This window comes from Leifsonia sp. Leaf336, assembly GCF_001423695.1.
Lineage (GTDB): Bacteria > Actinomycetota > Actinomycetes > Actinomycetales > Microbacteriaceae > Leifsonia.
The window spans coordinates 1,494,721-1,519,130 of the sequence record NZ_LMOZ01000001.1; the positions used below are offsets into that span (position 1 = coordinate 1,494,721).

The following is a 24,410-nucleotide window of genomic DNA, read 5'->3' on the forward strand; positions in this document are numbered from 1 at the left end:
GTCAGCGCGTCAGCGCGCGATGAGCGCCTGCCACGACAGCAGGTGCTCGACCGTGACGCCCGTGTAGCCGCGGGTGCCGCCGAAGGCCGAGCGGACCAGCGCCGTCTGCGCCTCCAGCACGGCCGCGGTGTCGTCGCCGAAGGTGGCCGCGGGGCCGCCGGCGACCTCGGGGTCGTCGGTCTCCACGCCGATGCTGAACGGGATCCGCGTTGAAGCTGCCGCCGTCGCCGCGGGTCGGGCGAGAGCGATGATGCCGTCGTCTCCCGGAGCGTGGTCGGAGAACGCGACGATCGCGACCGAGCGCAGGTGGGGCAGGAGCTGAGCGAAGAGCGTCGAGCCGGTGTCGGTGGGCTTCGCGGCCAGCCACCACGGGAGGTCGGCGCCGACCGGCACCGTGCGTGCGGCGGCTGCGGCGGTGTCGTACATGGTGGCGAGCTGGGCGACGATCCCCGGCAGCTGATCGTCGGTCGCGCCGACCCACGGCTCGACGTCGAACTGGATCGCGTCGAACGGCGCGGCCTTCAGGGCGGCCTTCGTCCACGTGGCGGCGAGGTCGGGCTGCTGCGCCCACGCGGGGTCGCCTCCCAGCGCCGCCACCGTGGTGACACCGGCGCCGTGGAGGGAGGTGACCGCCGAGCGCAGCCAGGCCGAGAACGGACCCTCGTCGGCTGCCCACGGCACCGAGAGGTACACCGTGCGCAGCTTGTGCGCCGCGGCGAACGCGGCCAGGGCCTTCGGCTCGAAGGCGGGCTCACCGTCTCCGCGCGGATCCACGGCCGGATCGATCGGGTTGCCCCAGGCCCACATCCCGGTGATGGCCGAGGGGGTGGAGGCGCCGGAGAGAGTCACTGCGCCCGCCGGCGCGGCGGTCGCCCCGAAACCGGCGACACCCGCCAGTAGCGCCAGTCCCGCCGCAAGAATCCCCACACCCGATCGTCGAGTTCGCAAAGCACACCCCTTCCATGGGACCGGACGGTTCCGTCACGGCCTGTGCTGCGGAATTCGGGTGTACCGCGAACTAATATTCTCATATCCATCGCCGGGGGACAGGGCCGCGTTCGGGGTACAGACTGCGGTCGGCTCAGTCGCGCCAGCCGAGCTCGCGCCCGACCGCTACTACGCCCTCCAAGAGCCGCGCATTGAAGTCGACGCCGAGCTGGTTCGGCACCGTGACGAGCACGGTGTCCGCCATCCGGACGGCTTCGTCCGCGGCCAGCTCCTCGACGAGCTTCTCCGGCTCGCCGATGTAGGAGCGGCCGAAGCGGGCCAGCCCGCCGTCGAGGTTGCCCACCTGGTCGCGTCCCTCCACCTGTGCCCTGGCGCCGAAGTAGCGGTACGACGCCTCATCCGTGATCGGGATGATGCTGCGGCTCACGCTCACCCGCGGCTCGCGCTCCCAGCCCATCTCGGCCCAGGTATCGCGGAAGCGCTGGATCTGCTCAGCCTGCAACTGGTCGAACGGGACGCCGGTGTCTTCGGTGAGCAGGGTCGACGACATCAGGTTCATGCCCTGCTCGGCCGTCCACTCCGCGGTCGCCCGCGTGCCGGCGCCCCACCAGATGCGGTCGGGCAGCGTCGGCGACAGCGGCTGGATCGACAGGCCGCCGGAGGTGCCGGTCATTCGCGGGTCGGCGTTCGCCATCGCCTCGCCGGCGATCGCCGCACGGAAGATCGCCGTGTGCCGACGGGCCAGGTCGGCGTCCGACTCGCCCTCGCCCGGGACGTAGCCGAACGACTCGTAGCCGGCGAGCGCGGTCTCGGGTGAGCCACGGCTGACGCCGAGCTGGAGGCGCTCGCCGCTGATGAGGTCCGCCGCCGCGGCCTCCTCGGCCGTATAGAGGGGATTCTGATACCGCATGTCGATGACGCCGGTGCCGATCTCGATCCGCGACGTGCGTGCTCCGATCGCCGCCAGGAGCGGGAATGGCGAGGCCAGCTGCGGAGCGAAGTGGTGCACGCGCACGTAGGCGCCGTCGGCGCCCACCTCCTCGGCGGCGACGGCGAGCTCCACCGTCTGCAGGAGGGCGTCGCCGGCCGTGCGGACGACGGAGCCGGGGACGGCCTGGTAGTGGCCGAAGCTGAGGAAGCCGATGCGTTTCACGATGATGCCAAGGCGTCGGAGCCGGCCCGTATTCCGTGAGCGGCGGCCCCGGCGCCCCAGGTCAGTCCTCGAGCCCCTGCTGGCCCAGCCACACGAGGATCTCGGTCGCGACGTCGCGCCAGCCGTGGTCGATCACGAGCGAGTGGCCGCGATCCTTGAATGTGATCAGCTCCGTCACGGCGTTGGAGTCGCGGTACAGCTTCAGCGTCGCGTCCGTCGTCACCTCCGGAACGGTGTTGTCCTCGCCGCCCGCGATGAGCAGCAGCGGGCCGCGGTCCTCGTTCTTCGTCTCGACGGCGGCCTGCGAGTGCAGGCTGAAGTTGGCTGCCGCCGCCTGGAAGATCGGGCGCACGGTGGAGGGGACCGTCCAGCGGTCGAACAGCTCCTTCGCCTCGTCGTCGGTCAGCTGGTTGGCGAAGCCGAATGTGAACTGCTCCTCCGTGAGCGCGATCGGCTTGTGGATGTTGGCCGGGTTCCCGAGAACCGGGAACGACGCCTTGAGCTGCCGGAAGGGCAGAGGCAGCACGCCCTTGATCTGCGCCGGATCGATCGCGACCCCGGCGTTGCCGTAGCCCTGCCCGATCAGCTTCTCGGTGACGAGGCCGCCGAACGAGTGCCCGATGATCACCGGAGGCGTGTCCATCGCTTCGATGATCTGCGCGAAGTGCGCGGTCACCTCGTCGATGCCGTAGTTCGCGACGTCGTCTGGATGGGCGCGGGTGTCGGCCACGGTGTCCTTCTCGCCGGGCCACAGGGGAGCGACGGGAGCGTAGCCCTCCGCCGTGAAGAGGTCGATCCAGGGCTGCCAGCTGCTGGCGTGCAGCCAGAGGCCGTGGATGAAGAGCACGGGTTGATTCGCCATGCGCACACGCTAATGGGCGCAGGACCGTTCGGCTAGACGCGTGCGTCCGCACGTTCGACGCGGGTAGCGTGGCGCGCATGGCCGACTGGTTGTGCGCGACGTGCGCCGTGGAGACGACACCGATCGTGACGGAGGCGGGGGAGGAGCCGCCGCCCTCCTGCCCGATCTGCGAGGACGAACGGCAGTACGTCCCTCCGACAGGGCAGCGCTGGACCACCCTCCAACGGCTCCAACGGGAGGGCGAACGGGTCACGGTGACCCAGCTCGAACCCGACCTGTACGGGCTGAGCAGTGAGCCGAGAGTGGGAATCGGTCAGCGGGCCCTGCTGCTGTGCACGCCCGACGGCAACCTGCTCTGGGATCCCACGGGCTACGTCGACGAAGCGGCGGCCACGGCGGTGCAGGATCTCGGCGGTGCGGCCCTGATCGCCAGCAGCCATCCGCACATGTTCGGAGCGCAGACATCATGGTCGCGCATGCTCGGCGGCGTGCCGGTGCTCGTCAACGCCGCCGACCGGCACTGGGTGCAGCGGGAGGACCCGGCCATCCAGGAGTGGAGCGGCGAGGAGGAGGTGCTCCCCGGCGTGCTGCTGCGCACGATCGGCGGACACTTCCCTGGCAGCGCTGTCGTGCACTGGGATCGCGGCGTCGTCCTCAGCGGCGACACCGTCTTCCCCGGGCCGTCGCAGAAGTGGGTGACCTTCCAGCGCAGCTTCCCGAACGACATCCCGCTCTCGGCCGCCGTGGTGCGGCGTGTCGCCGACCTGGTGTGCGACCGGCCCTTCGACCGTATGTACGGCAACCTCGGCAACGTCGTGCCGGTCGACGCCCGGGAGGCCGTCCTGCGTTCGGCCGAGCGCTACATCGGGTGGGTGAGCGGCGCGTTCGACCACCTCACCTGATCCGCGTCAGTCCAGGAGGCCCGCCAGCTCGAACTCCATCGCTGGCTTCGGCTTGGCTCCGACGATGGTCTTCACGACCTCCCCGTTCTGGAAGACCTTCATCATCGGCAGCGACAGCGCGTGATATTGGGCGGACGACCGCGGGTTCTCGTCCGCGTTGATACGCAGGATGCGGATGCCGTCGGGGTGCTCCTCGGCGATGCGCTCCAAGATGGGCGTGACGGCGCGGCAGGGCCCGCACCAGGGCGCCCAGAACTCGACGAGGGTGGTGCCCTCCGCGTCGAGGACGTCGGAGGCGAAGGAGGCGTCGGTGACGCTGGGGAGTGTGCTCATGCGGCGAGGTTAAGCCGTGCCCCGGGGGTCAAGGTCAAGCGGCGGTCGACCGCACCTGTGCGAGCATGGAACGCAGGAGGTGCCCATGGAGAGCCTGACCCCGGAGGAGATCCGCGAGTCGTTCGTGAACTGCTCGCGCGCCGACGCCGCCGAGCTTCCGCTGCCGCCGGGGCTGCACGAGGTCGACTGGGCGCGCCGGGAGTACCTCGGCTGGCGCGACCCGCGCCTGCCGCAGCGCGGCTACGTGGTCATCCCGACCGACAACGGCGCCGTGGGCATCGTCCTGCGCGCCTCCGAGGCGTCCATGCGTTCGCACACCCCGACGATGTGCGGGTGGTGCCAAGACATCCACCTGGTCCGCGACGTCTACTTCTGGTCGGCCCGGCGAGCCGGCGACGCCGGCCGCAAGGGCGACACCGTCGGCGCGCACGTCTGCGGGTCGTTCGAGTGCACGGAGAACGTGCGCCGGACCCCTCCGCCGCATTACGTCGGTTTCGACGCCGAGCGGGTGGTCGAGGATCAGATCGCCGGCCTCGGCGAGCGCGTCCGCCGCTTCGCGCAGGCTGTGGTCGGCGCCCGCATCTGACGTGCGCCTCTCCTGGTCACGGTCCCGGCCCTGCGCCTGCGCCGGAACGTCTGAATCCGTTGTGCCGCTGGTGGGACTCGAACCCACACGCCCTTCCGGACAAAGCATTTTGAGTGCTCCGCGTCTGCCATTCCGCCACAGCGGCGCACAACAACACCTGAACAATACCGTAGGCTTTTACCCGTGACTGACCAGGAGACCACCACCACCGCACCCCGCCGAGTCGTCGTCGCGGAGGACGAGTCGCTCATCCGGCTCGACATCGTCGAGACACTGCGCGACAACGGTTTCGAGGTCGTCGGCGAGGCCGGAGACGGCGAGACCGCGGTCGCGCTCGCGACCGAGCTGCGCCCCGACCTGGTCGTCATGGACGTCAAGATGCCCCAGCTCGACGGCATCTCCGCGGCTGAGCGGCTCTCCAAGAACCACATCGCGCCGGTCGTTCTGCTGACCGCGTTCAGCCAGAAGGAGCTCGTGGAGCGCGCGACCGAGGCCGGTGCACTGGCCTACGTCGTCAAGCCGTTCACCCCCAACGACCTCCTGCCGGCGATCGAGATCGCCCTCGCGCGTTACCAGCAGATCATCGCGCTGGAGGCCGAGGTCTCCGACATGGTGCAGCGTTTCGAGACCCGCAAGCTGGTCGACCGCGCCAAGGGCCTCCTCAACGAGAAGATGGGACTCAGCGAGCCCGACGCGTTCCGCTGGATCCAGAAGGCGTCGATGGACCGCCGCCTCACCATGCACGACGTCGCCCAGGCGATCATCGAGCAGCTCGCCCCCAAGAAGTAACTCGGGGCCCGCCGGGCGCTACAGGTCTTTGATCAGGTTCGTGATGCGGATGGTCGAGCAGCGGCGGCCGCGATCGTCGGTGACGGTGATCTCGTGCGTCGTGAGCGTGCGACCGAGGTGGATGGGCGTGCAGACGCCGGTCACGTAGCCGCTGGTCGCCGAACGCGTGTGGGAGGCGTTGATCTCGATGCCGACCGCGAGGCGGCCTTCGCCGGCGTGGAGGTTCGCCGACATCGATCCGAGCGACTCGCCGAGCACCACGTAAGCACCTCCGTGCAGGAGGTCGGCGGGCTGCGTGTTGCCGAGCACGGGCATGCGCGCGACCGCGCGCTCGACGCTGAACTCGACGATCTCGATGCCCATCTTGTCGGCCAGGGCGCCGAGCCCCCGCTGCTTCACGTACGCCAGCGCGTCCTCGGTCATCTGCAGCCCCTCCCGGGTCGTCGGTGTGGTGGTGGGCGGTCGTCTGAGAGTGTCACCCGCCCCTTGTAGGCTTGCCTGGTGTCAGACTCCGAAAAGCCTACCCTTCTCGTCATCGACGGCCATTCGCTGGCATTCCGGGCCTTCTACGCTCTGCCCGTCGACAGCTTCGTCAACCGCGAGGGTCAGCACACGAACGGCATCCACGGCTTCATCGCGATGCTGATCAACCTGCTCCAGCAGCAGCGTCCGACGCACATCGCCGTGGCCTTCGACATCTCGCGCTACTCGTTCCGCACGCGCGAATACCCGGAGTACAAGGGAACCCGCAGCGAGACGCCGTCCGAGTTCGTCGGCCAGATCCCGCTCCTGCAGGAGGCCCTCCACGCGATGAACATCACCACCATCGCCAAAGAGGACTACGAGGCCGACGACGTCCTCGCGACGCTCGCCCGGCAGGGCAAGGAGCAGGGCTACCACGTCCTGCTGGTCTCCGGTGACCGCGACACTCTTCAGCTCGTCAACGACGACGTGACGCTGCTCTATCCGAACGTGCGCGGCGTCTCCGAGCTCAAGGTCTACGACCCGGCCGCGGTGCGCGAGCGCTACGGCGTCGAGCCGCACCAGTACCCCGAGATCGCGGCTCTGGTCGGCGAGACCAGCGACAACCTCATCGGCATCGACAAGGTCGGCGAGAAGACCGCCGTCAAGTGGGTGCAGCAGTACGGCACCGTCGAGAACATCGTCGAGCACGCCGACGAGATCAAGGGTGTCGTGGGGCAGAACCTGCGCGACCAGAAAGAGAACGCGCTCCGCAACCGCCGGCTCAACAAGCTCCTCGACGACGTGCAGCTCGACGTCACCCCGGCCGACCTCGAGCGCAAGCCGCTCAACGAGAACGCCGTGCGCGACATCTTCGCCCGCCTTCAGTTCAAGACGCTGCTCGACCGGCTCATGAAGGCCGCCGCAGAGGAGGGTCTGCTCGACGGCGCCGCGAGCAACCTCGAACACGGTGACGTCGGCGCGGTGAGCGCTCCCGTCGTGCGCACCCTGGTCGACGAAGAGCTGGCCAACTGGCTGTCCAAGGCCTCCGCCGACGGGCAGGCCGTCGCTGTGCAGCTGGAGACCGGCCCCGCGGGTATCACCGGCTTCGGCCTCGCTGCCGCCGACGACACCGTCTACGTGCCGTGGGCCGCCGGCCGCCGCGACTACGAGGCTCTGGAGGAGTGGATCGCGAGCAGCGCTCCCAAGTACTTCTTCCACGCGAAGCCGCAATTCAAGGCGCTGAGCCGCGCGGGCTTTGTGGTAGACGGCCTCGCGTTCGACACCCGCATCGCCTCCTGGCTCGTCAAGCCGGGCGCCGCGCCCCAGTCGTTGGCCGAGCAGGTGTACGAGGTGCTCGGTGAGACCCTGCCGGTCTCCGACCCCAACCAGCTGGTGCCCATCAACGACGCGGTGAGCCCCGCGACCGAGGCCTGGTACATCCGCCGTGTCGCCGAGGGCCAGATGATCGCGCTCGACGAGGGCACACGCCGTGTGCTCGACGACATCGAGCTTCCGCTGGTCGCGGTGCTGGCAGAGATGGAGCTGACCGGCGTGTCGATCGACACGGCCGTACTGAGGCGTCTGCGCGGCGAGCTCACCGACAAGGCGAACGACTATGCCGCCCGCGCGTACGCCGAGGTCGGCCACGAGCTCAACCTGGGATCGCCCAAGCAGCTGCAGCAGGTGCTCTTCGACGAGCTCGGGATGCCGAAGACCCGTTCCACCAAGACGGGCTACTCGACCGACGCGCAGTCCCTCGCCGACCTCCAGGAGAGCAACCCGCACCCGTTCCTCGACCTGCTGCTGCAGCACCGCGACGCGACAAAGCTCAAGCAGATCGTGGAGACGCTGGAGCGTTCCGTCACCTCCGACGACCGAATCCACACCACGTACGACCAGACCGGCACGAGCACGGGTCGCATCTCGTCGAACGACCCCAACCTCCAGAACATCCCGATCCGCACCGAGGAGGGGCGCGAGATCCGTTCGGCCTTCCGCAGCGCGGAGGAGTACGAGACGCTGCTGACCGCGGATTACTCGCAGATCGAGATGCGGATCATGGCGCATCTCTCCGAAGACCCTGGCCTCATCGAGGCGTTCAACGCGGGGGAGGACCTCCACCGTTTCGTCGGCGCGCGCGTTTTCGGTGTCGCACCGGAGGACGTCACCTCGCTCATGCGCACCAAGGTCAAGGCCATGTCGTACGGCCTCGCCTACGGTCTCAGCCCGTTCGGCCTCTCCAAGCAACTGCGCATCGAGACGAAGGAGGCCCGTGACCTGATGGCCGGGTACTTCGAGCGTTTCGGCGCGGTGCGCGACTACCTGCGCAGCGTCGTCGAGATCGCCAGGGTCGACGGCTACACCGAGACGATCTTCGGCCGTCGCCGGCCGTTCGCCGACCTGACCAGCACCAACCGGGTGCTGCGCGAGAACGCCGAGCGTCAGGCGCTCAACGCGCCCATCCAGGGTTCGGCGGCCGACATCATGAAGATCGCGATGCTCGGGATCGCCGGCGACCTGATCGACGGCGGCTTGCAGTCGCGGATGCTGCTCCAAGTCCACGACGAGCTCATCTTCGAGGTCGCCGCGGGGGAGTGGGACGCGCTCGAGAGCATCGTGCGCACCCGCATGGCGGGCGCCGCCGACCTCCGTGTGCCCCTCGACGTGCAGATCGGCCGCGGCGCGAACTGGGACGCCGCCGCCCACTGACGATCGCTCCCCACGCGACTACCCTGCAGGTCATGGGCGAGTTGGAGCCGCGGAAGCGCTCGAAGAAGGCTGTCGTTCCGCGCCGCATTCCGAGCGAGGTCGTGCCGATCCCCCTCGACGAGGCGCCCGGATTCGTCCGGGAGGCGCTGAGGGGGACGAGCCTGATGGACCCGTTCGCGCAGCTGGCCTCGGGCTGGGTGCTCTTCGAGCCGCACCTGCGGTTCGTGCCGGTCGACGAGACGCACACGCGTATCGAGTTCGACGCCGTCGGCAGGGCGCGCGGCGTGGACACGATGCTGTACACACGCCGCCTCGGAGAGATCGATCGCTTCTTCGTCGCCCTCCAGGATGAGCTCGACCGTCGTGAGCGCACCAGGCGACCTGGGAACGCCTCGTCGGGAGAGATCACCGGCAGCGGCGACTGAGGCTCTGCGAGGGTTCTGCACAGGGCGGATTCACGGCGTCTTCTCCACAATTCCGCGCCTGCCCTGCCGAGGCGGTTGGGGCCTCGATAGGGTCGGATCATGACGAACGCAGAGAAGCGCGAACCCACTCCGATCGACACGATCGCAGACGAGTGGGTCGACACCCAGTTGGAGCTCCACCCCGAGTACCACGTCTGGCTCGGCCGACCCGGTCGCGAGGGCGAGTACTCGGACTATTCGCCGAGCGGAGCCGAGCAGTCCGTCGCCGCGGTGCGCGAGACCCTCGCGAAGATCCGTCAGGCGGAGCCGGTCGACGACATCGACCGCGTCACCAAGATGGACCTCTCCCGCGAGCTCGAGCTCACGATCGAGAAGCACGAGGCCGGTTTCAACCAACGCGACCTCAACGTGATCGCGTCGCCCGCGCAAGAGCTGCGCGACATCTTCGACCTCCTCCCGACCGACACGGAGGACGACTGGGCGAACGTCGCGAAGCGGCTCCACAACCTTCCGGGCGCGATGGACGGCTACATCGAGACCCTCCGCAGCGGCATCGCCGCGGGCAACGTGCCGGCGATCCGCCAGGTGCGGGAGGTGCTGACGCAGGCGAACAAGCAGGTCGCCGACAGCGGCTTCTTCTTCGAGTTCACCGGGTCGGCCAAGGCTGGCGAGGGGGAGCTTCCGGAGTCGCTCAGGGCCGACCTGGCATCGGGCGCGGCCGAGTCCGCCGCCGCGTACGCGAAGCTGGCGTCGTTCCTGCAAGACGAGCTCGCCTCCCATGCGCCCGAGAAGGATGCCGTCGGCCGGGAGCTCTACGCCCTCGCATCCCGCGACTTCCTCGGCGCCACCGTCGATCTCGACGAGACGTACGAGTGGGGCATCGAGGAGCTCGCACGCATGGTCGCAGAGCAGGAGTCGATCGCGAACGAGATCAAGCCGGGCGCCTCGGTGCGAGAGGCGATCGCCTTCCTCGACGGCGACGCGTCCCGCAAGCTGCACGGCACCGACGCCCTCCAGAAGTGGATGCAGGAGACCAGCGACCGCGCGATCGAGGAGCTCGGCCGCTCGCACTTCGACATCCCCGTCGAGATCCGCCGCCTGGAGTGCATGATCGCCCCCACGCAGGAGGGCGGCATCTACTACACGGGCCCGAGCGACGACTTCGCCCGCGCCGGCCGCATGTGGTGGAGCGTCCCCGAGGGCGTCACCGAGTTCGACACCTGGCGCGAGCTGACCACCGTCTACCACGAGGGTGTTCCCGGCCACCACCTCCAGATCGCGCAGGCGACCTACAACAAGGCGCAGCTGAACTCGTGGCGCCGGATCGCGGGCACTTCGGGTCACGCCGAGGGCTGGGCGCTCTACGCGGAGCGCCTGATGGAGCAGCTGGGCTACCTCGACGACCCGGCCGACCGTCTCGGGATGCTCGACGGCCAGCGGATGCGCGCCGCCCGTGTGGTGCTCGACATCGGTGTGCACCTCGAGAAGCAGCTGCCCGACGGGTCCGGCCCGTGGACGGGTGAGTACGCGTTCGGTTTCCTCGCCGAGAACGTCAACATGAACGAGGGCTTCGTGCGATTCGAGGTCAATCGCTACCTCGGGTGGCCGGGGCAGGCGCCGTCGTACAAGATCGGCCAGCGCATCTGGGAGCAGTTGCGCGACGAGTACGCGCGCCGTGAGGGGGCGTCGTTCGACATCAAGACGTTCCACAAGAGGGCGCTCGACATCGGCGGCGTCGGCCTCGACACGCTGCAGTCGGCGCTGCTCGGCTGAGCGACCGTTCCGCAGAAGGGCGCGCAGCCGCGATGACCTCCCCGTACCGGGCCGTGCTCGGCCCGGCGTTCGACGAGCTCCATCCGCGCCTGCGCGCCTACTTCGACGCCATCCCGTCCGGCTCGACTGGCCGGGGCCGCGGCGTGTTCGACACCGTCGGCACGCCGCGGCGATGGCTCTGGCCGGTCCTCGCGCTGTTCGCGCCGGCGCACGTGATGTTCCCGGTGTGGCAGCGCGATGTTCCGTTCACCGTCGAGAACGTGCCGGTCGTCTCTGCCGATGGAGGCCCGGCGGTCCGAGCCGTCCGGAGGTTCGAGCTCCGCGGGCGCACGCTCGAGATGCGCGACGAGATCGGCGTCGAGGGTGCACTGGTCGTCGACCGGCTGGGATCGCCCGCCGTGGTGGAGGCGTGGTTCGCCGCCCGGGTGACCGACGGTGCGCTGCGACTGGTGTCGCGCCGCGTCGCGGTGCGCGTGGGGAGGCGCCGGCTGACCATCCCGCGTCGGCTGGCGCCGGTCGTCGCCCTCACCGAGCGGTACGACGATGCGCGGGAAGCGCAGGTGGTCTCCATCGTCGTCCGGGTGCCGCTGATCGGTAGGGTGTACCAGTACGCGGGCGCCTTCCGCTACGGGATCACGCGGGGGAGCGAGTGAGCGAGCGGATCGTCATCGCCGGTGCGTCCGGTTTCATCGGGCGGTATCTGGCCGGACACTATCGCGCGGCCGGGGCGACCGTGCTGCTCGTCGGGCGCGACGGCGCCGACGCGCGCTGGGACGATCCCGCCGCGCTGCGGCAGGCTGTCACGGGTGCCGACGTGCTGATCAACCTCGCGGGCAAGAGCGTCAACTGCCGCTACGGCGACGCGAACCGCGCCGAGATCTTCCGCTCGCGGCTGCAGACGACCCGGGCGCTCCGGGAGGCCGTGGCCGCCTCCGACGCACCGCCTCCCGTCTGGTTCAACGCCTCCACGGCGACCATCTACCGTCACGCGGAGGACCGGCCGATGACCGAGTCCACGGGCGAGCTCGGCACCGGGTTCTCGGTGAACGTCGCGCGGGCGTGGGAGGCCGAGTTCTTCGAGGGGGAGCTCCCCGGCACGCGACGGGTCGCGCTGCGCATGGCGATCGTGCTCGGCGACGGCTCCGCGCTGGCGCCCCTCATCCGGCTCGTCCGCTCCGGTCTCGGCGGCCCGCAGCTCGACGGTCGCTGGTTCGCGACGACGGCTCGCCGCAATGCGGGCACGTTCCACGAGTTCCGCGCACGCGGCGGCCGGCAGCGGTTCAGCTGGGTGCACCTCCGCGACGTCCTGGGAGCGATCGAGTTCCTCCGCACGGCGGCGCTCGACGGCCCGGTCAACATCGCGTCCCCGAACCCGGTCGACAACCGCACGATGATGGCGACGCTGCGTCGTGTACTCGGCGTCTCCGTCGGCCTGCCGGCCACCCGGTGGATGCTCGAGCTCGGGTCGGCGGCGATCCGCACAGAGACCGAGCTGGTGCTGAAGAGCCGCTGGGTGGTGCCCGAGCGGCTGCTCGCCGCCGGCTTCACGTTCGAGTATCCGGAGCTCGAGCCGGCGCTCCGCGACATCGTCGCTCGGCGCGAGTTGCTCCATCCGTAACGCAGTCGGTAGACTAGACCGTCACTTGTGTGACATCCACATCCGCCTGCCGTTCGCGGAAGACACCCACAGAGGTTCGCGCTCGGCCTGATTTATGTCCATTACGGAGCATCCACTACATGACAACCGCAACGACCGACAAGGCACCGAAGCAGGTCGCCGTCAACGACATCGGGTCTGCTGAAGACTTTCTTGCCGCGGTCGAAAAGACGCTGAAGTTCTTCAACGACGGAGACCTCATCGAGGGCACCGTCGTCAAGATCGACCGCGACGAGGTCCTCCTCGACGTCGGCTACAAGACCGAGGGTGTCATCCCCTCCCGCGAGCTTTCCATCAAGCACGACGTCGACCCCAGCGAGGTCGTCGAGGTCGGCGACACCGTCGAGGCGCTCGTTCTCCAGAAGGAGGACAAAGAGGGTCGCCTCATCCTGTCCAAGAAGCGTGCGCAGTACGAGCGCGCCTGGGGCGATGTCGAGAAGATCAAGGAGGCCGACGGTGTCGTCACCGGTACGGTCATCGAGGTCGTCAAGGGCGGCCTGATCGTCGACATCGGCCTGCGCGGCTTCCTGCCGGCGTCGCTCATCGAGCTGCGCCGCGTCCGCGACCTGACCCCGTACCTGGGCCAGGAGATCGAGGCCAAGATCCTCGAGCTCGACAAGAACCGCAACAACGTGGTCCTGTCGCGTCGCGCGCTGCTGGAGCAGACCCAGTCGGAGTCCCGCACCACGTTCCTGAACAACCTGCACAAGGGTCAGGTCCGCAAGGGTGTCGTGTCCTCGATCGTCAACTTCGGCGCGTTCGTCGACCTGGGCGGCGTGGACGGCCTCGTGCACGTCTCCGAGCTGTCCTGGAAGCACATCGAGCACGCTTCCGAGGTCGTCGAGGTCGGCCAGGAGGTAACCGTCGAGATCCTCGAGGTCGACCTGGACCGCGAGCGGGTCTCGCTGTCGCTCAAGGCGACCCAGGAGGACCCGTGGCAGGTCTTCGCCCGCACCCACGCGATCGGTCAGGTCGCTCCGGGCAAGGTCACGAAGCTGGTTCCGTTCGGTGCGTTCGTGCGCGTCGCAGACGGCATCGAGGGCCTGGTGCACATCTCCGAGCTCTCCGGCAAGCACGTCGAGCTCGCCGAGCAGGTCGTGTCGGTCGGCGAAGAGGTCTTCGTCAAGGTCATCGACATCGACCTGGAGCGCCGCCGCATCTCGCTCAGCCTCAAGCAGGCGAACGAGGGCGTCGACCCCGAAGGCACCGAGTTCGACCCGGCCCTCTACGGCATGGTCACCGAGTACGACGACCAGGGGAACTACAAGTACCCCGAGGGCTTCGACCCGGAGACCAACGAGTGGAAGGAAGGCTTCGAGACCCAGCGCGACGAGTGGGAGCAGCAGTACGCTGCGGCTCAGGCTCGCTGGGAGGCTCACAAGCGTCAGGTCGCCAAGGGCATCGAGGAGGCGGCCTCCGACAGCGGTTCCTCTTCGTACTCCAGCGAGACGGGCACGGGCGGCACCCTCGCCGACGACGAGTCCCTCGCGGCGCTGCGCGAGAAGCTCAGCTCCAACAACTGAGACACGTCTCATCCGTGAGCGGCCGGTCCTTCGGGGCCGGCCGTTCCGGCGTTAAGCGCTCCCGCACGGCAACGCGCTCCTCGGCGCAGTTCGACGGGCCGATAGGCTGGGTGCCGTGCAGCTGATCGGACTCACCGGCGGGATCGCCTCCGGAAAATCGACCATCGCCTCCCGTCTCGCCGAACTCGGCGCCGTCGTCGTCGACGCCGACCGCATCGCGCGCGAGGTCGTCGAGCCGGGCACCCCGGCCCTCGCCGAGATCGCGCGTACGTTCGGCGACGGCGTCATCGCAGCGGACGGCAGCCTCGACCGCCCGGCGCTCGGCGCGATCGTCTTCGGCGATGCGGAGGCCCTCCAGAAGCTCAACGGGATCACCCATCCCGCAGTGCTCGCGGCCTCCACCGCGCGTTTCGACGCGGCCGCGGCGGCGGATCCCGCGGCGATCGTCGTCTACGACGTTCCGCTCCTGGTCGAATCGGCCAACGAGTACCCGTTCGACCTCGTGGTCGTCGCGCACGCCTCGGCGGCGACGCGCGCCGACCGCCTCGTGCGGCTGCGCGGGATGGCGGCCGAGGAGGCCGAGCGCCGCATCGGCTCCCAGGCCTCCGACGAGCAGCGACTGGCCGTGGCCGACGTCGTGATCGACACCGACGGCAGTCTGGCGCAGACGATCGAGCAGGTCGACGAGCTCTGGGAGAGCCTGCGCTCCTGATTCCGTCGGGCGCGGTTCCGCTCTCAGCGAGAGCGGGCCGCGATGTCGGTGGTCGTTCCTAGACTGGGATCATGCAAGCCACCCGTCTCGTCCGCCCGTTCGAGGTCGTCAGCGAGTACGAGCCGAACGGCGATCAGCCCAAGGCGATCGCCGAGCTCGCCGCCCGTATCAACGCGGGCGAGACCGACGTCGTCCTGCTCGGTGCGACCGGAACCGGAAAGTCCGCGACGACTGCGTGGCTGGTCGAGCAGGTGCAGCGGCCGACGCTCGTGCTCGCGCACAACAAGACGCTCGCCGCGCAGCTCGCCAACGAGTTCCGGGAGCTGCTCCCCAACAACGCGGTCGAGTACTTCGTCTCGTACTACGACTACTACCAGCCCGAGGCCTACGTGCCGCAGACGGACACTTTCATCGAGAAGGACTCCTCGGTCAACGCCGAGGTCGAGCGCCTGCGCCACTCCACCACGAACTCGCTGCTCAGCCGCCGCGACGTCGTGGTGGTCTCCACGGTCTCCTGCATCTACGGCCTCGGCGCGGCCGAGGAGTACCTGGAGGCGATGGTCGCCCTCCAGGTCGGCCAGAGCGTCGGCCGCGACGCGCTGATCCGTCGCTTCGTTGCGATGCAGTACGAGCGCAACGACGTCGACTTCTCGCGCGGCAAGTTCCGCGTGCGCGGCGACACGATCGAGATCATCCCGATGTACGAGGAGCACGCCGTCCGCGTCGAGCTGTTCGGCGACGAGATCGAGGCGCTGTACTCGCTCCACCCGCTGACCGGCGAGGTGCTGCAGAAGATGGACGCGGTGTCGGTCTTCCCTGCGACGCACTACGCGGCCAGCCCGGCGACCATGCAACGAGCGATCGGCACCATCCAGGAGGAGCTGCGCGAGCGCCTGCAGGAGCTGGAGCGCGAGGGCAAGCTGCTGGAGGCCCAGCGGCTGCGCATGCGCACCCAGTTCGACCTCGAGATGATGGAGCAGATCGGCTTCTGCTCGGGCATCGAGAACTACTCGCGCCACATCGACGGGCGTCAGCCGGGCGAGGCGCCCAACTGTCTGCTCGACTACTTCCCCGACGACTTCCTCGTCGTGATCGACGAGTCGCACGTGACAGTGCCGCAGATCGGCGCGATGTACGAAGGCGATGCCTCCCGCAAGCGCACACTCGTCGAGCACGGCTTCCGGCTGCCGAGCGCACTCGACAACCGTCCGCTGCGCTGGAACGAGTTCAAAGACCGCGTCGGCCAGACCGTGTACCTCTCGGCGACGCCTGGGCAGTACGAGATGGGCGTCGCGGACGGCGTGGTCGAGCAGATCATCCGCCCGACCGGCCTGGTCGACCCGCAGATCGTGGTCAAGCCGACGAAGGGCCAGATCGACGACCTGCTCGAGGAGATCCGCGTGCGCGTCGAGCGCGACGAGCGCATCCTCGTCACCACGCTGACCAAGAAGATGGCGGAGGAGCTCACCGACTTCCTCGCGGAGGCCGGAGTGAAGGTCCGCTACCTCCACTCCGACGTCGACACCCTGCGCCGCGTCGAGCTCCTCACAGAGCTGCGGGCCGGCGTCTACGACGTGCTCGTGGGCATCAACCTGCTCCGCGAGGGCCTCGACCTCCCCGAGGTCTCGCTCGTCGCGATCCTCGACGCCGACAAGGAGGGCTTCCTGCGGTCGTCGACGTCCCTCATCCAGACCATCGGTCGTGCCGCCCGAAACGTCTCGGGCGAGGTGCACATGTATGCCGACGTCCTGACCGACTCGATGAAGAACGCCATCGAAGAGACCGACCGTCGTCGTGAGCTCCAGATCGAGTACAACCGGGCGAACGGCATCGATCCCCAGCCGCTGCGCAAGCGCATCGCCGACATCACGGATGTGCTCGCCCGCGAGGAGGCCGACACGGCACGGATTCTGGCCGGCCGCGAGCAGCGTCGCAAGAGTCCGACCCCGAACCTGCGCAACGGCGGCATCGCGGCGCAGGGCGCGGCCGAGCTGGAGGGGCTGATCGCCGATCTCAACGGCCAGATGCTGGCGGCGGCAGGAGAGCTGAAGTTCGAGCTGGCGGCGCGGTTGCGCGACGAGCTCTCCGACCTCAAGCGCGATCTGCGGCAGATGGAGAAGGCCGGTCACCTGGGCTGAGCCCGCGTCCGGATGGTCACGGCTGAGGAGTGCTCGGCGCACGCCGACCGCGGTGGGGCTACGGTGGCAGGGTGGGCTCGAAGGTGACGCGGACGCGGCAGCGGCGGGGAATCGTCGTCGCCGCTGCGGCGCTGCTGGCGCTGTCCGGCATCGCGTTGGCGTTCCAAGGCGCGCCCGCCTACACGGGGTTGCGATTCACACCGCCGGCCGCGGACCTCCAGCCGCGCCCGGGGGAGCAGCGTCAGGCGACCGGCACGCCTGCGCCCCAGGAGATCGCCCACGAGACGCGGATCGACCTCACCTGGGTGACCTACGCGCTCGTCGTGCTCGCGGTAGTCGTCCTCCTCGCACTGCTCTGGCGTTATCTGCGCCGGCGACTCCGGCTCGAATCCCCGGGCGTGCCCGGCGAGGTCGCCGGATCGGCGGACGGCTCGATCGCTCCGGACCCGCCCGAACAGCCTCGGCCCGAGCGGGTGCGGCGCGGCCTCGACCGCGCGCTCGACCTCCTCGGCGAAGGAAGGGAGCCGCGCGACGCCATCGAGCGCGCGTGGCTGGGCCTCGAGGAGGGAGCGGCCGATAGCGGCGTCCACCGCATGCCCGCCGAGACACCGGGGGAGTTCGTCGGCCGCGTCATGGCTCGCGTGGCATCGGACCGGGCGGCGGCTCGCGACCTGCTCGACCTCTACCTGCGTGCGCGGTTCAGCGACGCCCCGGTGACCGCCGCCGATGTCGACGGCGCGCGAGCGGCGATCGAGGCGTTGCGCTCGTCCTGGCGAGCAGGGGAGGCCGCGGGAGCGAGCGCAGGCACGAGCACGACAGGCGGTTCCGTCCGATGACGCGAGCGCGCATGGTCAGGCGGGCGATCGGGTGCGTTCTCGCCGGAGCGATCGTGGGCACCGCAGCGTGGTTCTTCGGGATGGATGCACCGCACGCGGCAGGGCTCGGAGCCGTGGTCTTCGCACTCGGTGCTGTGCTGTCGCTGCTCGGCGACCAGGCCGACGTGACGTGGAGGGTGCCGTCGCCGCAGCCCCGTCCGGGCGCGCGCCGCGATGTCGTCCAGCTGGGCTGGTCGCTCGGTGCGCGCGGCGGCCGGGTGTCACCGGAGGCGGTCCGCCGGCTCCGCGGGGTCGCCGCCGAAGTCCTCGACCGGCACGGCGTGCGACTGGACGACCCGGCCTCCGCTGCCGAGGTCGCCGCTCTCCTCGGCGACGACACCGCCGCCATGCTCCGCAAGGGCAGTGCTGCCGCGCCCCGCCCGCGCGACTTCGCCACGTCGCTGTCCCGGCTGGAGGCGCTCGCGCAGACCGCGCGGCAGGTCGACCCATCGACCTCCTCGCTCACCTCCGACACGTCTGGAGCCGCATGACCCCCGATCCCGCCACGTCCACCAGCGACGCCGACATCACCGGCACGCTCGCTCCGCTGTCCGTCGAGGAGGTCTCCCGCCTCGGCGCGGAGGTCCTCGCGCGCGTCGAGAGCGTCGTCGTCGGGATGCACGAGCCGCTGCAGATCGCGCTGGCCACCGTCCTCGCCGGCGGTCACGTGCTGTTCGAGGACGTTCCCGGCCTCGGCAAGACCCTCGCTGCCCGCAGTATCGCGAGCGCGGTCGGGCTCGACTTCCGCCGGCTGCAGTGCACCCCCGACCTCCTCCCGTCCGACATCACCGGCTCGTTCGTCTATGTGCCGTCGACGGCGGAGTTCGAGTTCCGGCCGGGGCCGGTGTTCACTGGGCTGTTCCTCGCCGACGAGATCAACCGCACGTCGCCCAAGACGCAGTCGGCGCTGCTGGAGGCCATGGCCGAGGGGCAGGTGTCGGTGGAAGGCCGGAGCTTCGCGCTTCCCCGGCCGTTCCACGTCGTCGCGACCGCCAACCCGATCGAATCGGAGGGCACGTACGCGCTCCCGGAGGCCCAGCTCGACCGCTTCATGGTGCGTCTCGGCGTCGGCTACCCCGATGCGGCCGGCGAGACGCAGGTGCTGCTCGCGCGCATCGCCCGCCGCCACGAGGTCGCGACGGTCGAACCGGTCATGGACGCGCAGACCCTCCTGGCGATGCAGGCCGGTGTCGAACGCGTGGATGTCGATCCGGACATCGCCGCGTACTGCGTCGCCCTCGCGGCGGCCACCCGCCGGCACCGCTCGGTGGAGGTGGGAGCCTCCCCGCGCGGATCGCAGGGACTGCTGCTGGTCGCCCGGGCGCTCGCGGTCCTCGCGGGACGCGATTTCGTCATCCCCGACGACGTCAAGCGCGTAGCCGTCCCGGTGCTCGCGCACCGGTTGACGCTCACCGTGCAGGCGTGGACCAGCGGTGTGAGCGCGTCTCAGGTCGTGCTGGAGGTCGTCTCCGGCGTGCCGGGGCCGCCGACGGTCGGCGCACGCGAGCGGGAGACCGCCCCCTGATGTCGCTGTGGTCGCGGGCGCGCATGCCCGGGCCTCGCCGGCGTCCGGAGCCGGCCGAGGGCGGCTCGCGCTGGTCGCTGAGCCCGGCGGTCACTGCCGCGGCCATCGTCGCGGCAGTCTGCCTGGTCGCGGCGTTCGTGATGTCGCGGCTCGAACTCGTCCTGGTAGCGGCTCCGCTGCTGTTGACGGCGGTGATCGGCTGGTCGTCGCGGCCGGATGCCGCGGCGACCCGGGCGAGCGTGGTCATCGGCGGCGACGACCCGGACGGACGTGTGCGGGTCGACGCGGTGGCCGAGGCGGACGGGCGGGTCGACGGCGTCCATCTCCGGATCCGACGCTCCGACCGGGAGCCGGAGGATGCACTCGTGACCCCGGCATCCGCTCGGCGGCTCCACTTCCGCGTCGCGGCCTCGCACTCCGGTCCGCAGCGCATCCTGTCCATCGCAGCCCGAGGGATCGGGCCGGACGCGGCGTGGGTCGGCGATCCCGGCAGCCCGGCGGTCGCGGAGCGGGTGGTTCGCCCGAAGCCGCAAATGGTGCGGAGCCTCCCGTTGCCCGTGCGGCTTCTCGGTCTGACGGGCGGGCACGTCTCGACGCGCCCGGGCGACGGCGGCGAGTTCCGCGACATCGACCGCTTCCGGCCGGGTGACCGCTTGCGCCGGATCGATTGGAAGGCCACGGCGCGCCTGGCCCAGCGGCCGGGGGAGCTGTACGTCCGGCGGACGACGGCGACCTCGGATGCCGCGATCCAGCTCGTCGTGGACGCACGCGACGACGTCCCCGGCGCCGTCGCCGGCTGGGCCGCGCCCTACCCGCGGCCGGGAGCGACCTCCCTCGACCTGGCCAGGGAGGCCGCGGTCTCGCTCGCCGACGCCTACGCCGGCGTGTCGGACCGCGTCGGTTTCGACGATCTCTCCGACGCGCGCCGCGCACTCCCGCCGCGCGCGGGAGTGCGCCACCTCAGCAGGGTGCTGCGCGCCGTCGAGCTGACCACGGCGCACGGCGCGGCGACCGAGCGCGCGCGGGCGCCGCGGCTGGCGCAGGGCGCCGTCGTCTTGGTAATGTCGACGTTCCTCGACGACCAGGCGACCCGGCTGGCGCTCACCTGGCGAGCGGCCGGCCACCGCGTCATCGTGGTCGACGTGCTCCCGCCGCGCAGTGTGGACGAGTTGCCCGCTCGCGAGCGGCTCGCGCTCCGCGTCGTCGACCTCGAGCGGCGGCTCCGGCTGGACCGCCTGCGTGCGTCGGGGGCCGAGCTGCTGGTGTGGTCGTCGCCGGACCGCGATGCGGTGCTGCGGCGTCTCGCAACTCCACGGAGGCGACGGTGAGCGCGGCGGGTTCCGAGGGGCGTGCGGCCGAGCACCCGGCTCCCGACCTCGGCCCGACCCTCCCGTCCTGGGCGCTCCGGGTGGCGTTCGCCCTGGTCGCCGTGCCCCTCGCGGTGACCACGGCGCCGAGCGGGCCGTGGCCGGCGCTCGCGGTCGTCCTGACCGGAATAGCGGTCGTCGTGCCGCGCTGGCGGGTGGCCTGGGCCCTAATCGCGGTGCTGGCGTTCTCGACACTCCTGGAGCCGGGGACCCTGACCCCGCGCCTGCTCGCGTTGATCGCTGCCGTGCATCTGCTGCACGTGCTGGCGGCGTGGATGCTCGTCCTGCCCCCGTCCGCACGCTTCCAGCCCGCCGTGCTGCTGCCCTCGCTGCGCCGCTTCGTCCTGATCCAGCTGCCCGTGCAGGTCGCGGCGGTCGTGCTGCTGCTGGTTGCCCGACCCGCGGCAGCGCCCTGGCTCGCGCTCGTCTCCGGGGTCGCGATCATCGGGCTGGTCGGGCTGCTGGCCGCGCTCCTCCTCGCCCGGCCGCGGGACTGAGCGCGCGCGTCGACCACTGTCGTCGGCGAATGTCGGTGGTCGGGCGTACGCTCGCGCGTGTTCGCGAATCGTGTTGTCGGAGCGCTAGAATCGAACAAAGCTTCGAACCATCCCGTGGGGGCGCTGCGCGCGTGCGCGGTGGGCGAACAGACACCGGGGCGACGGCGGAAATAGCGGAGAATGGAACGAGTGAGCAGTCTGAGAATGAGCGGGGATACGGGTTTCGACGGCGTGGACTCCAGTGACGACAGGGGCGGAGCGTCGGCGTTCGCGAAGCCGAGCAAGGTCGTGGGATCGCACCTGAGCGTCCGCGGCGCGCGCGTGCACAATCTGCACAACGTCGACCTCGAAATTCCGCGCGACTCGATGGTGGTCTTCACCGGCCTGTCCGGATCGGGCAAGTCGTCGCTCGCGTTCGACACGATCTTCGCCGAGGGGCAGCGGCGCTACGTGGAGTCGCTTTCGGCCTACGCTCGCCAGTTCCTCGGTCAGGTCGACCGTCCCGATGTCGACTTCATCGAGGGCCTGAGCCCCGCGGTCTCCATCGACCAGAAGTCCACCAACCGCAACCCGCGGTCGACGGTCGGCACGATCACCGAGATCTACGACTACATGCGACTCCTCTGGGCGCGCATCGGCGTTCCGCACTGTCCGGTCTGCGGCGAGAAGATCCAGCGTCAGACGGTGCAGCAGATCGCCGACCAGCTCATGGAGCTCGAGGCGGGTACGCGCTACATGGTGGTGAGCCCGGTCATCTCGCAGAAGAAGGGCGAGTTCGTCGACCTCTTCAAAGAGCTCGCCGCCAGCGGATACTCGCGCGCCCTCGTCGACGGCCAGCAGGTGCAGCTGAGCGATCCGCCGACGCTCAAGAAGCAGTACAAGCACGACATCGCGGTCGTCGTCGACCGTCTCGTCGCCGGCCCGGACATCCTGAGCCGCCTCACCGATTCGCTCGAGACCGCACTGCGGCTGACCGACGGCCTTGTGCAGGTCAACTTCGTCGACCGCGAGGGCACGGAGGCCTGGCAGTCGTTCAGCGAGAAGCTGTCCTGCCCGAACGGCCACCCCATCCAGCTCACCGAGATCGAACCGCGCACGTTCTCGTTCAACGCGCCGTTCGGCGCCTGCCCCGAGTGCTCGGGCCTCGGCACCCGCATGTCGGTCGACGAAGACCTGCTTCTCGGCGACGACGCGCTCAGCATCGCCGAGGGCGTCATCATCCCGTGGACGACCCAGGGCAAGGGCCTGTTCAACTACTACGAGAAGCTGCTCGACGGCCTCGCGCGCGACCTCGGCTTCTCGCTCAACACGCCGTGGAAGAAGCTTCCCGCGAACGTGAAAGAGGCCGTGCTGAACGGCGACAACTTCGAGGTCAAGGTGCGGTGGAAGAACCGCTACGGCCGCGAGATGTCCTACACGTCCGGGTTCGAGGGTGTGGTGCCGTACATCGAGCGCCAGTACGCCCAGGCCGAGACCGACACGCAGCGCGCCCGCTGGGCCGAGTACCTGCGCGAGGTTCCCTGCGCGGTCTGCAAGGGCAAGCGGCTCAAGCCGGAGGTCCTGGCCGTCCTCGTGCACGGCGCCTCCATCGCCGATGCGTCGCTGCTCAGCCTTTCCGATGCTCGGGCGTTCATGGAGAAGCTGCACCTGACCGAGCGCGAGCAGAAGATCGGTGCGCAGGTGCTGCGCGAGATCAAGATCCGTCTCGACTTCCTGATCCAGGTGGGTCTGAGCTACCTCGATCTCGCGCGTGCCGCTGCCACCCTGTCGGGAGGCGAGGCTCAGCGCATCCGCCTGGCCACCCAGATCGGCTCCGGGCTCACCGGCGTGCTGTACGTGCTCGACGAGCCGAGCATCGGCCTCCACCAGCGCGACAACCGCCGTCTGATCGACACGCTCGTCGCGCTCCGCGATCTGGGCAACACGCTGATCGTCGTCGAGCACGATGAAGACACGATCCGCACGGCCGACTGGATCGTCGACATCGGTCCGGGAGCAGGTGTCAACGGCGGACACGTGGTGCACTCGGGCTCCTATGACGACCTTCTCGCGAACACGGACTCGCTCACCGGCGACTACCTCGCCGGCCGGCGCGAGATCGCGATCCCCGAGAAGCGCAGGAAGATCGACAAGAAGCGCGTGATCCGGGTCGTCGACGCGGAGGCGAACAACCTCAAGAAGGTCTCCGTCGACTTCCCGCTCGGCGCGTTCGTGGCGGTCACGGGCGTCTCCGGCTCGGGAAAGTCGTCCCTGGTCAACGACATCCTGTACCGGGTGCTCGCCAACAAGCTCAACGGCGCCCGCAAGCTGCCGGGCAAGCACCGCAGCGTGACGGGCCTCGAGAACCTCGACAAGGTCGTGCACGTCGACCAGGCACCGATCGGCCGCACCCCGCGCTCCAACCCGGCGACCTATACGGGCGTCTTCGACCGCATCCGCACCCTGTTCTCGGAAACGCCGGAGGCCAAGGCCCGCGGCTATCTGCCCGGACGGTTCAGCTTCAACGTCAAGGGCGGCCGCTGCGAGGCGTGCGCGGGCGACGGCACCATCAAGATCGAGATGAACTTCCTGCCCGACGTCTACGTGGCGTGCGAGGTGTGCGGGGGAGCGCGCTACAACCGCGACACCCTGACCGTGCACTACAAGGGCAAGAACATCGCCGAAGTGCTGGACATGCCGATCAGCGAGGCCGCGGAGTTCTTCCGGCCGATCTCTGCGATCCACCGCTTCCTGCAGACCCTCGTCGACGTCGGGCTCGGCTACGTGCGGCTCGGCCAGAGCGCCACGACCCTGTCGGGAGGCGAGGCGCAGCGCGTCAAGCTCGCGACCGAGCTCCAGCGCCGGTCGAACGGGCGCAGCGTGTACGTGCTCGACGAGCCGACGACCGGCCTCCACTTCGAAGACGTGCGCAAGCTTCTGCTCGTGCTGAACGGCCTGCTCGACAAGGGCAACACGGTCATCGTCATCGAGCACAACCTCGACGTCATCAAGTCGGCTGACTGGATCATCGATATGGGTCCGGAGGGCGGAGCCGGCGGCGGAACGGTCATCGCGACGGGAACGCCGGAACAGGTCGCCGATGCGCCGGGAAGCCACACCGGCTACTTCCTGAAGGAGATCCTGCAGGGGGAGGGCGCCATCGGCTCCGAGCGTGTCCGCGGCGCCGCGTAA

General features: G+C 69.7%; 22 protein-coding genes and 1 tRNA gene. 17 read left to right on the forward strand and 6 right to left on the reverse strand.

The genetic code is table 11. The features are described from left to right. Positions 1 to 9: 9 nt before the first annotated feature. The 3 genes from ASF88_RS07225 to ASF88_RS07235 all read right to left on the reverse strand — a co-directional run bounded on the left by ASF88_RS07225 (position 10) and on the right by ASF88_RS07235 (position 2,963). Entirely contained in the window at positions 10 to 927 is a 918-nt protein-coding gene (locus ASF88_RS07225; protein WP_235493318.1) for a hypothetical protein, read from the reverse strand. Between the two features lie 154 nt (positions 928 to 1,081). Further along, positions 1,082 to 2,107, reverse strand: coding sequence for an LLM class flavin-dependent oxidoreductase (locus ASF88_RS07230; protein ID WP_055915932.1), 1,026 nt, complete (start codon positions 2,105 to 2,107; stop codon positions 1,082 to 1,084). Between the two features lie 55 nt (positions 2,108 to 2,162). Further along, positions 2,163 to 2,963, reverse strand: a complete 801-nt coding sequence (locus ASF88_RS07235; RefSeq protein ID WP_055915934.1) for an alpha/beta hydrolase — start codon at positions 2,961 to 2,963, stop codon at positions 2,163 to 2,165. Between the two features lie 77 nt (positions 2,964 to 3,040). Here ASF88_RS07235 and ASF88_RS07240 point away from each other — a divergent pair, with 77 nt between their 5' ends. Continuing rightward, positions 3,041 to 3,865 carry a hydrolase gene (locus tag ASF88_RS07240; protein ID WP_235493320.1) on the forward strand — a complete coding sequence of 275 codons (825 nt, stop codon included), beginning with the start codon at positions 3,041 to 3,043 and terminating at the stop codon, positions 3,863 to 3,865. 6 nt (positions 3,866 to 3,871) lie between these two features. Here ASF88_RS07240 and ASF88_RS07245 read toward each other — a convergent pair whose 3' ends face one another. Beyond that, complete coding sequence (locus ASF88_RS07245) at positions 3,872 to 4,198, reverse strand: thioredoxin family protein (protein WP_055915936.1); 327 nt, start codon at positions 4,196 to 4,198, stop codon at positions 3,872 to 3,874. Between the two features lie 85 nt (positions 4,199 to 4,283). Here ASF88_RS07245 and ASF88_RS07250 point away from each other — a divergent pair, with 85 nt between their 5' ends. After that, a complete protein-coding gene (locus tag ASF88_RS07250; RefSeq protein WP_055915938.1) occupies positions 4,284 to 4,784 on the forward strand; it encodes an FBP domain-containing protein in 501 nt (166 codons plus the stop codon). Between the two features lie 62 nt (positions 4,785 to 4,846). Here ASF88_RS07250 and ASF88_RS07255 read toward each other — a convergent pair. Continuing rightward, positions 4,847 to 4,929, reverse strand: a tRNA-Leu gene (locus ASF88_RS07255). 38 nt (positions 4,930 to 4,967) lie between these two features. On the opposite strand from ASF88_RS07255, the gene ASF88_RS07260 reads away from it, so the two are divergent. Continuing rightward, a complete protein-coding gene (locus ASF88_RS07260; protein ID WP_055915939.1) occupies positions 4,968 to 5,573 on the forward strand; it encodes an ANTAR domain-containing response regulator in 606 nt (201 codons plus the stop codon). 18 nt (positions 5,574 to 5,591) lie between these two features. On the opposite strand, the gene ASF88_RS07265 is transcribed toward ASF88_RS07260, so the two are convergent. Beyond that, positions 5,592 to 5,996, reverse strand: a complete 405-nt coding sequence (locus tag ASF88_RS07265) for a PaaI family thioesterase (RefSeq protein ID WP_055915941.1) — start codon at positions 5,994 to 5,996, stop codon at positions 5,592 to 5,594. Between the two features lie 78 nt (positions 5,997 to 6,074). On the opposite strand from ASF88_RS07265, the gene polA reads away from it, so the two are divergent. The 14 genes from polA (at position 6,075) to uvrA (ending at position 24,410) form a co-directional block, all read left to right on the forward strand. Further along, positions 6,075 to 8,747 carry a DNA polymerase I gene (gene polA, locus ASF88_RS07270; protein ID WP_055915944.1) on the forward strand — a complete coding sequence of 891 codons (2,673 nt, stop codon included), beginning with the start codon at positions 6,075 to 6,077 and terminating at the stop codon, positions 8,745 to 8,747. A 32-nt stretch (positions 8,748 to 8,779) separates the two neighbouring features. Beyond that, positions 8,780 to 9,172: a hypothetical protein gene (locus ASF88_RS07275; RefSeq protein WP_055915947.1), complete on the forward strand. Its 393-nt coding sequence runs from the start codon at positions 8,780 to 8,782 to the stop codon at positions 9,170 to 9,172. A 99-nt stretch (positions 9,173 to 9,271) separates the two neighbouring features. After that, positions 9,272 to 10,945: a DUF885 domain-containing protein gene (locus tag ASF88_RS07280; RefSeq protein WP_055915949.1), complete on the forward strand. Its 1,674-nt coding sequence runs from the start codon at positions 9,272 to 9,274 to the stop codon at positions 10,943 to 10,945. A gap of 32 nt (positions 10,946 to 10,977) precedes the next feature. After that, positions 10,978 to 11,598, forward strand: coding sequence for a DUF4166 domain-containing protein (locus ASF88_RS07285; RefSeq protein ID WP_055915950.1), 621 nt, complete (start codon positions 10,978 to 10,980; stop codon positions 11,596 to 11,598). Continuing rightward, positions 11,595 to 12,563, forward strand: coding sequence for an epimerase (locus ASF88_RS07290; RefSeq protein WP_055915952.1), 969 nt, complete (start codon positions 11,595 to 11,597; stop codon positions 12,561 to 12,563). Before ASF88_RS07285 ends, ASF88_RS07290 begins: the two co-directional genes overlap by 4 nt. Before the next feature lie 119 nt (positions 12,564 to 12,682). Continuing rightward, the gene (gene rpsA / locus ASF88_RS07295; RefSeq protein ID WP_055915954.1) at positions 12,683 to 14,125 is read left to right on the forward strand and encodes a 30S ribosomal protein S1; all 1,443 of its coding nucleotides are present in this window, start codon (positions 12,683 to 12,685) and stop codon (positions 14,123 to 14,125) included. A 115-nt stretch (positions 14,126 to 14,240) separates the two neighbouring features. Further along, a complete protein-coding gene (gene coaE, locus ASF88_RS07300) occupies positions 14,241 to 14,837 on the forward strand; it encodes a dephospho-CoA kinase (protein WP_055915955.1) in 597 nt (198 codons plus the stop codon). A 71-nt stretch (positions 14,838 to 14,908) separates the two neighbouring features. Beyond that, positions 14,909 to 16,975 carry an excinuclease ABC subunit UvrB gene (gene uvrB, locus ASF88_RS07305; RefSeq protein ID WP_055915957.1) on the forward strand — a complete coding sequence of 689 codons (2,067 nt, stop codon included), beginning with the start codon at positions 14,909 to 14,911 and terminating at the stop codon, positions 16,973 to 16,975. A 71-nt stretch (positions 16,976 to 17,046) separates the two neighbouring features. Beyond that, the gene (locus tag ASF88_RS07310) at positions 17,047 to 17,811 is read left to right on the forward strand and encodes a DUF4129 domain-containing protein (RefSeq protein ID WP_235493322.1); all 765 of its coding nucleotides are present in this window, start codon (positions 17,047 to 17,049) and stop codon (positions 17,809 to 17,811) included. Then, a complete protein-coding gene (locus ASF88_RS07315) occupies positions 17,808 to 18,341 on the forward strand; it encodes a hypothetical protein (RefSeq protein WP_055915959.1) in 534 nt (177 codons plus the stop codon). The genes ASF88_RS07310 and ASF88_RS07315 overlap by 4 nt, the downstream gene beginning before the upstream one ends. After that, on the forward strand, positions 18,338 to 19,375 hold the full coding sequence (locus ASF88_RS07320) for an AAA family ATPase (RefSeq protein WP_055915961.1): 1,038 nt from the start codon (positions 18,338 to 18,340) through the stop codon (positions 19,373 to 19,375). Before ASF88_RS07315 ends, ASF88_RS07320 begins: the two co-directional genes overlap by 4 nt. 23 nt (positions 19,376 to 19,398) lie before the next feature. Further along, entirely contained in the window at positions 19,399 to 20,703 is a 1,305-nt protein-coding gene (locus ASF88_RS07325; protein WP_055916844.1) for a DUF58 domain-containing protein, read from the forward strand. Further along, positions 20,700 to 21,239 (forward strand): hypothetical protein, encoded by a 540-nt coding sequence (locus tag ASF88_RS07330; RefSeq protein WP_055915963.1) that lies wholly within the window; start codon positions 20,700 to 20,702, stop codon positions 21,237 to 21,239. Before ASF88_RS07325 ends, ASF88_RS07330 begins: the two co-directional genes overlap by 4 nt. A 204-nt stretch (positions 21,240 to 21,443) precedes the next feature. After that, positions 21,444 to 24,410, forward strand: a complete 2,967-nt coding sequence (gene uvrA / locus ASF88_RS07335) for an excinuclease ABC subunit UvrA (RefSeq protein WP_442915021.1) — start codon at positions 21,444 to 21,446, stop codon at positions 24,408 to 24,410.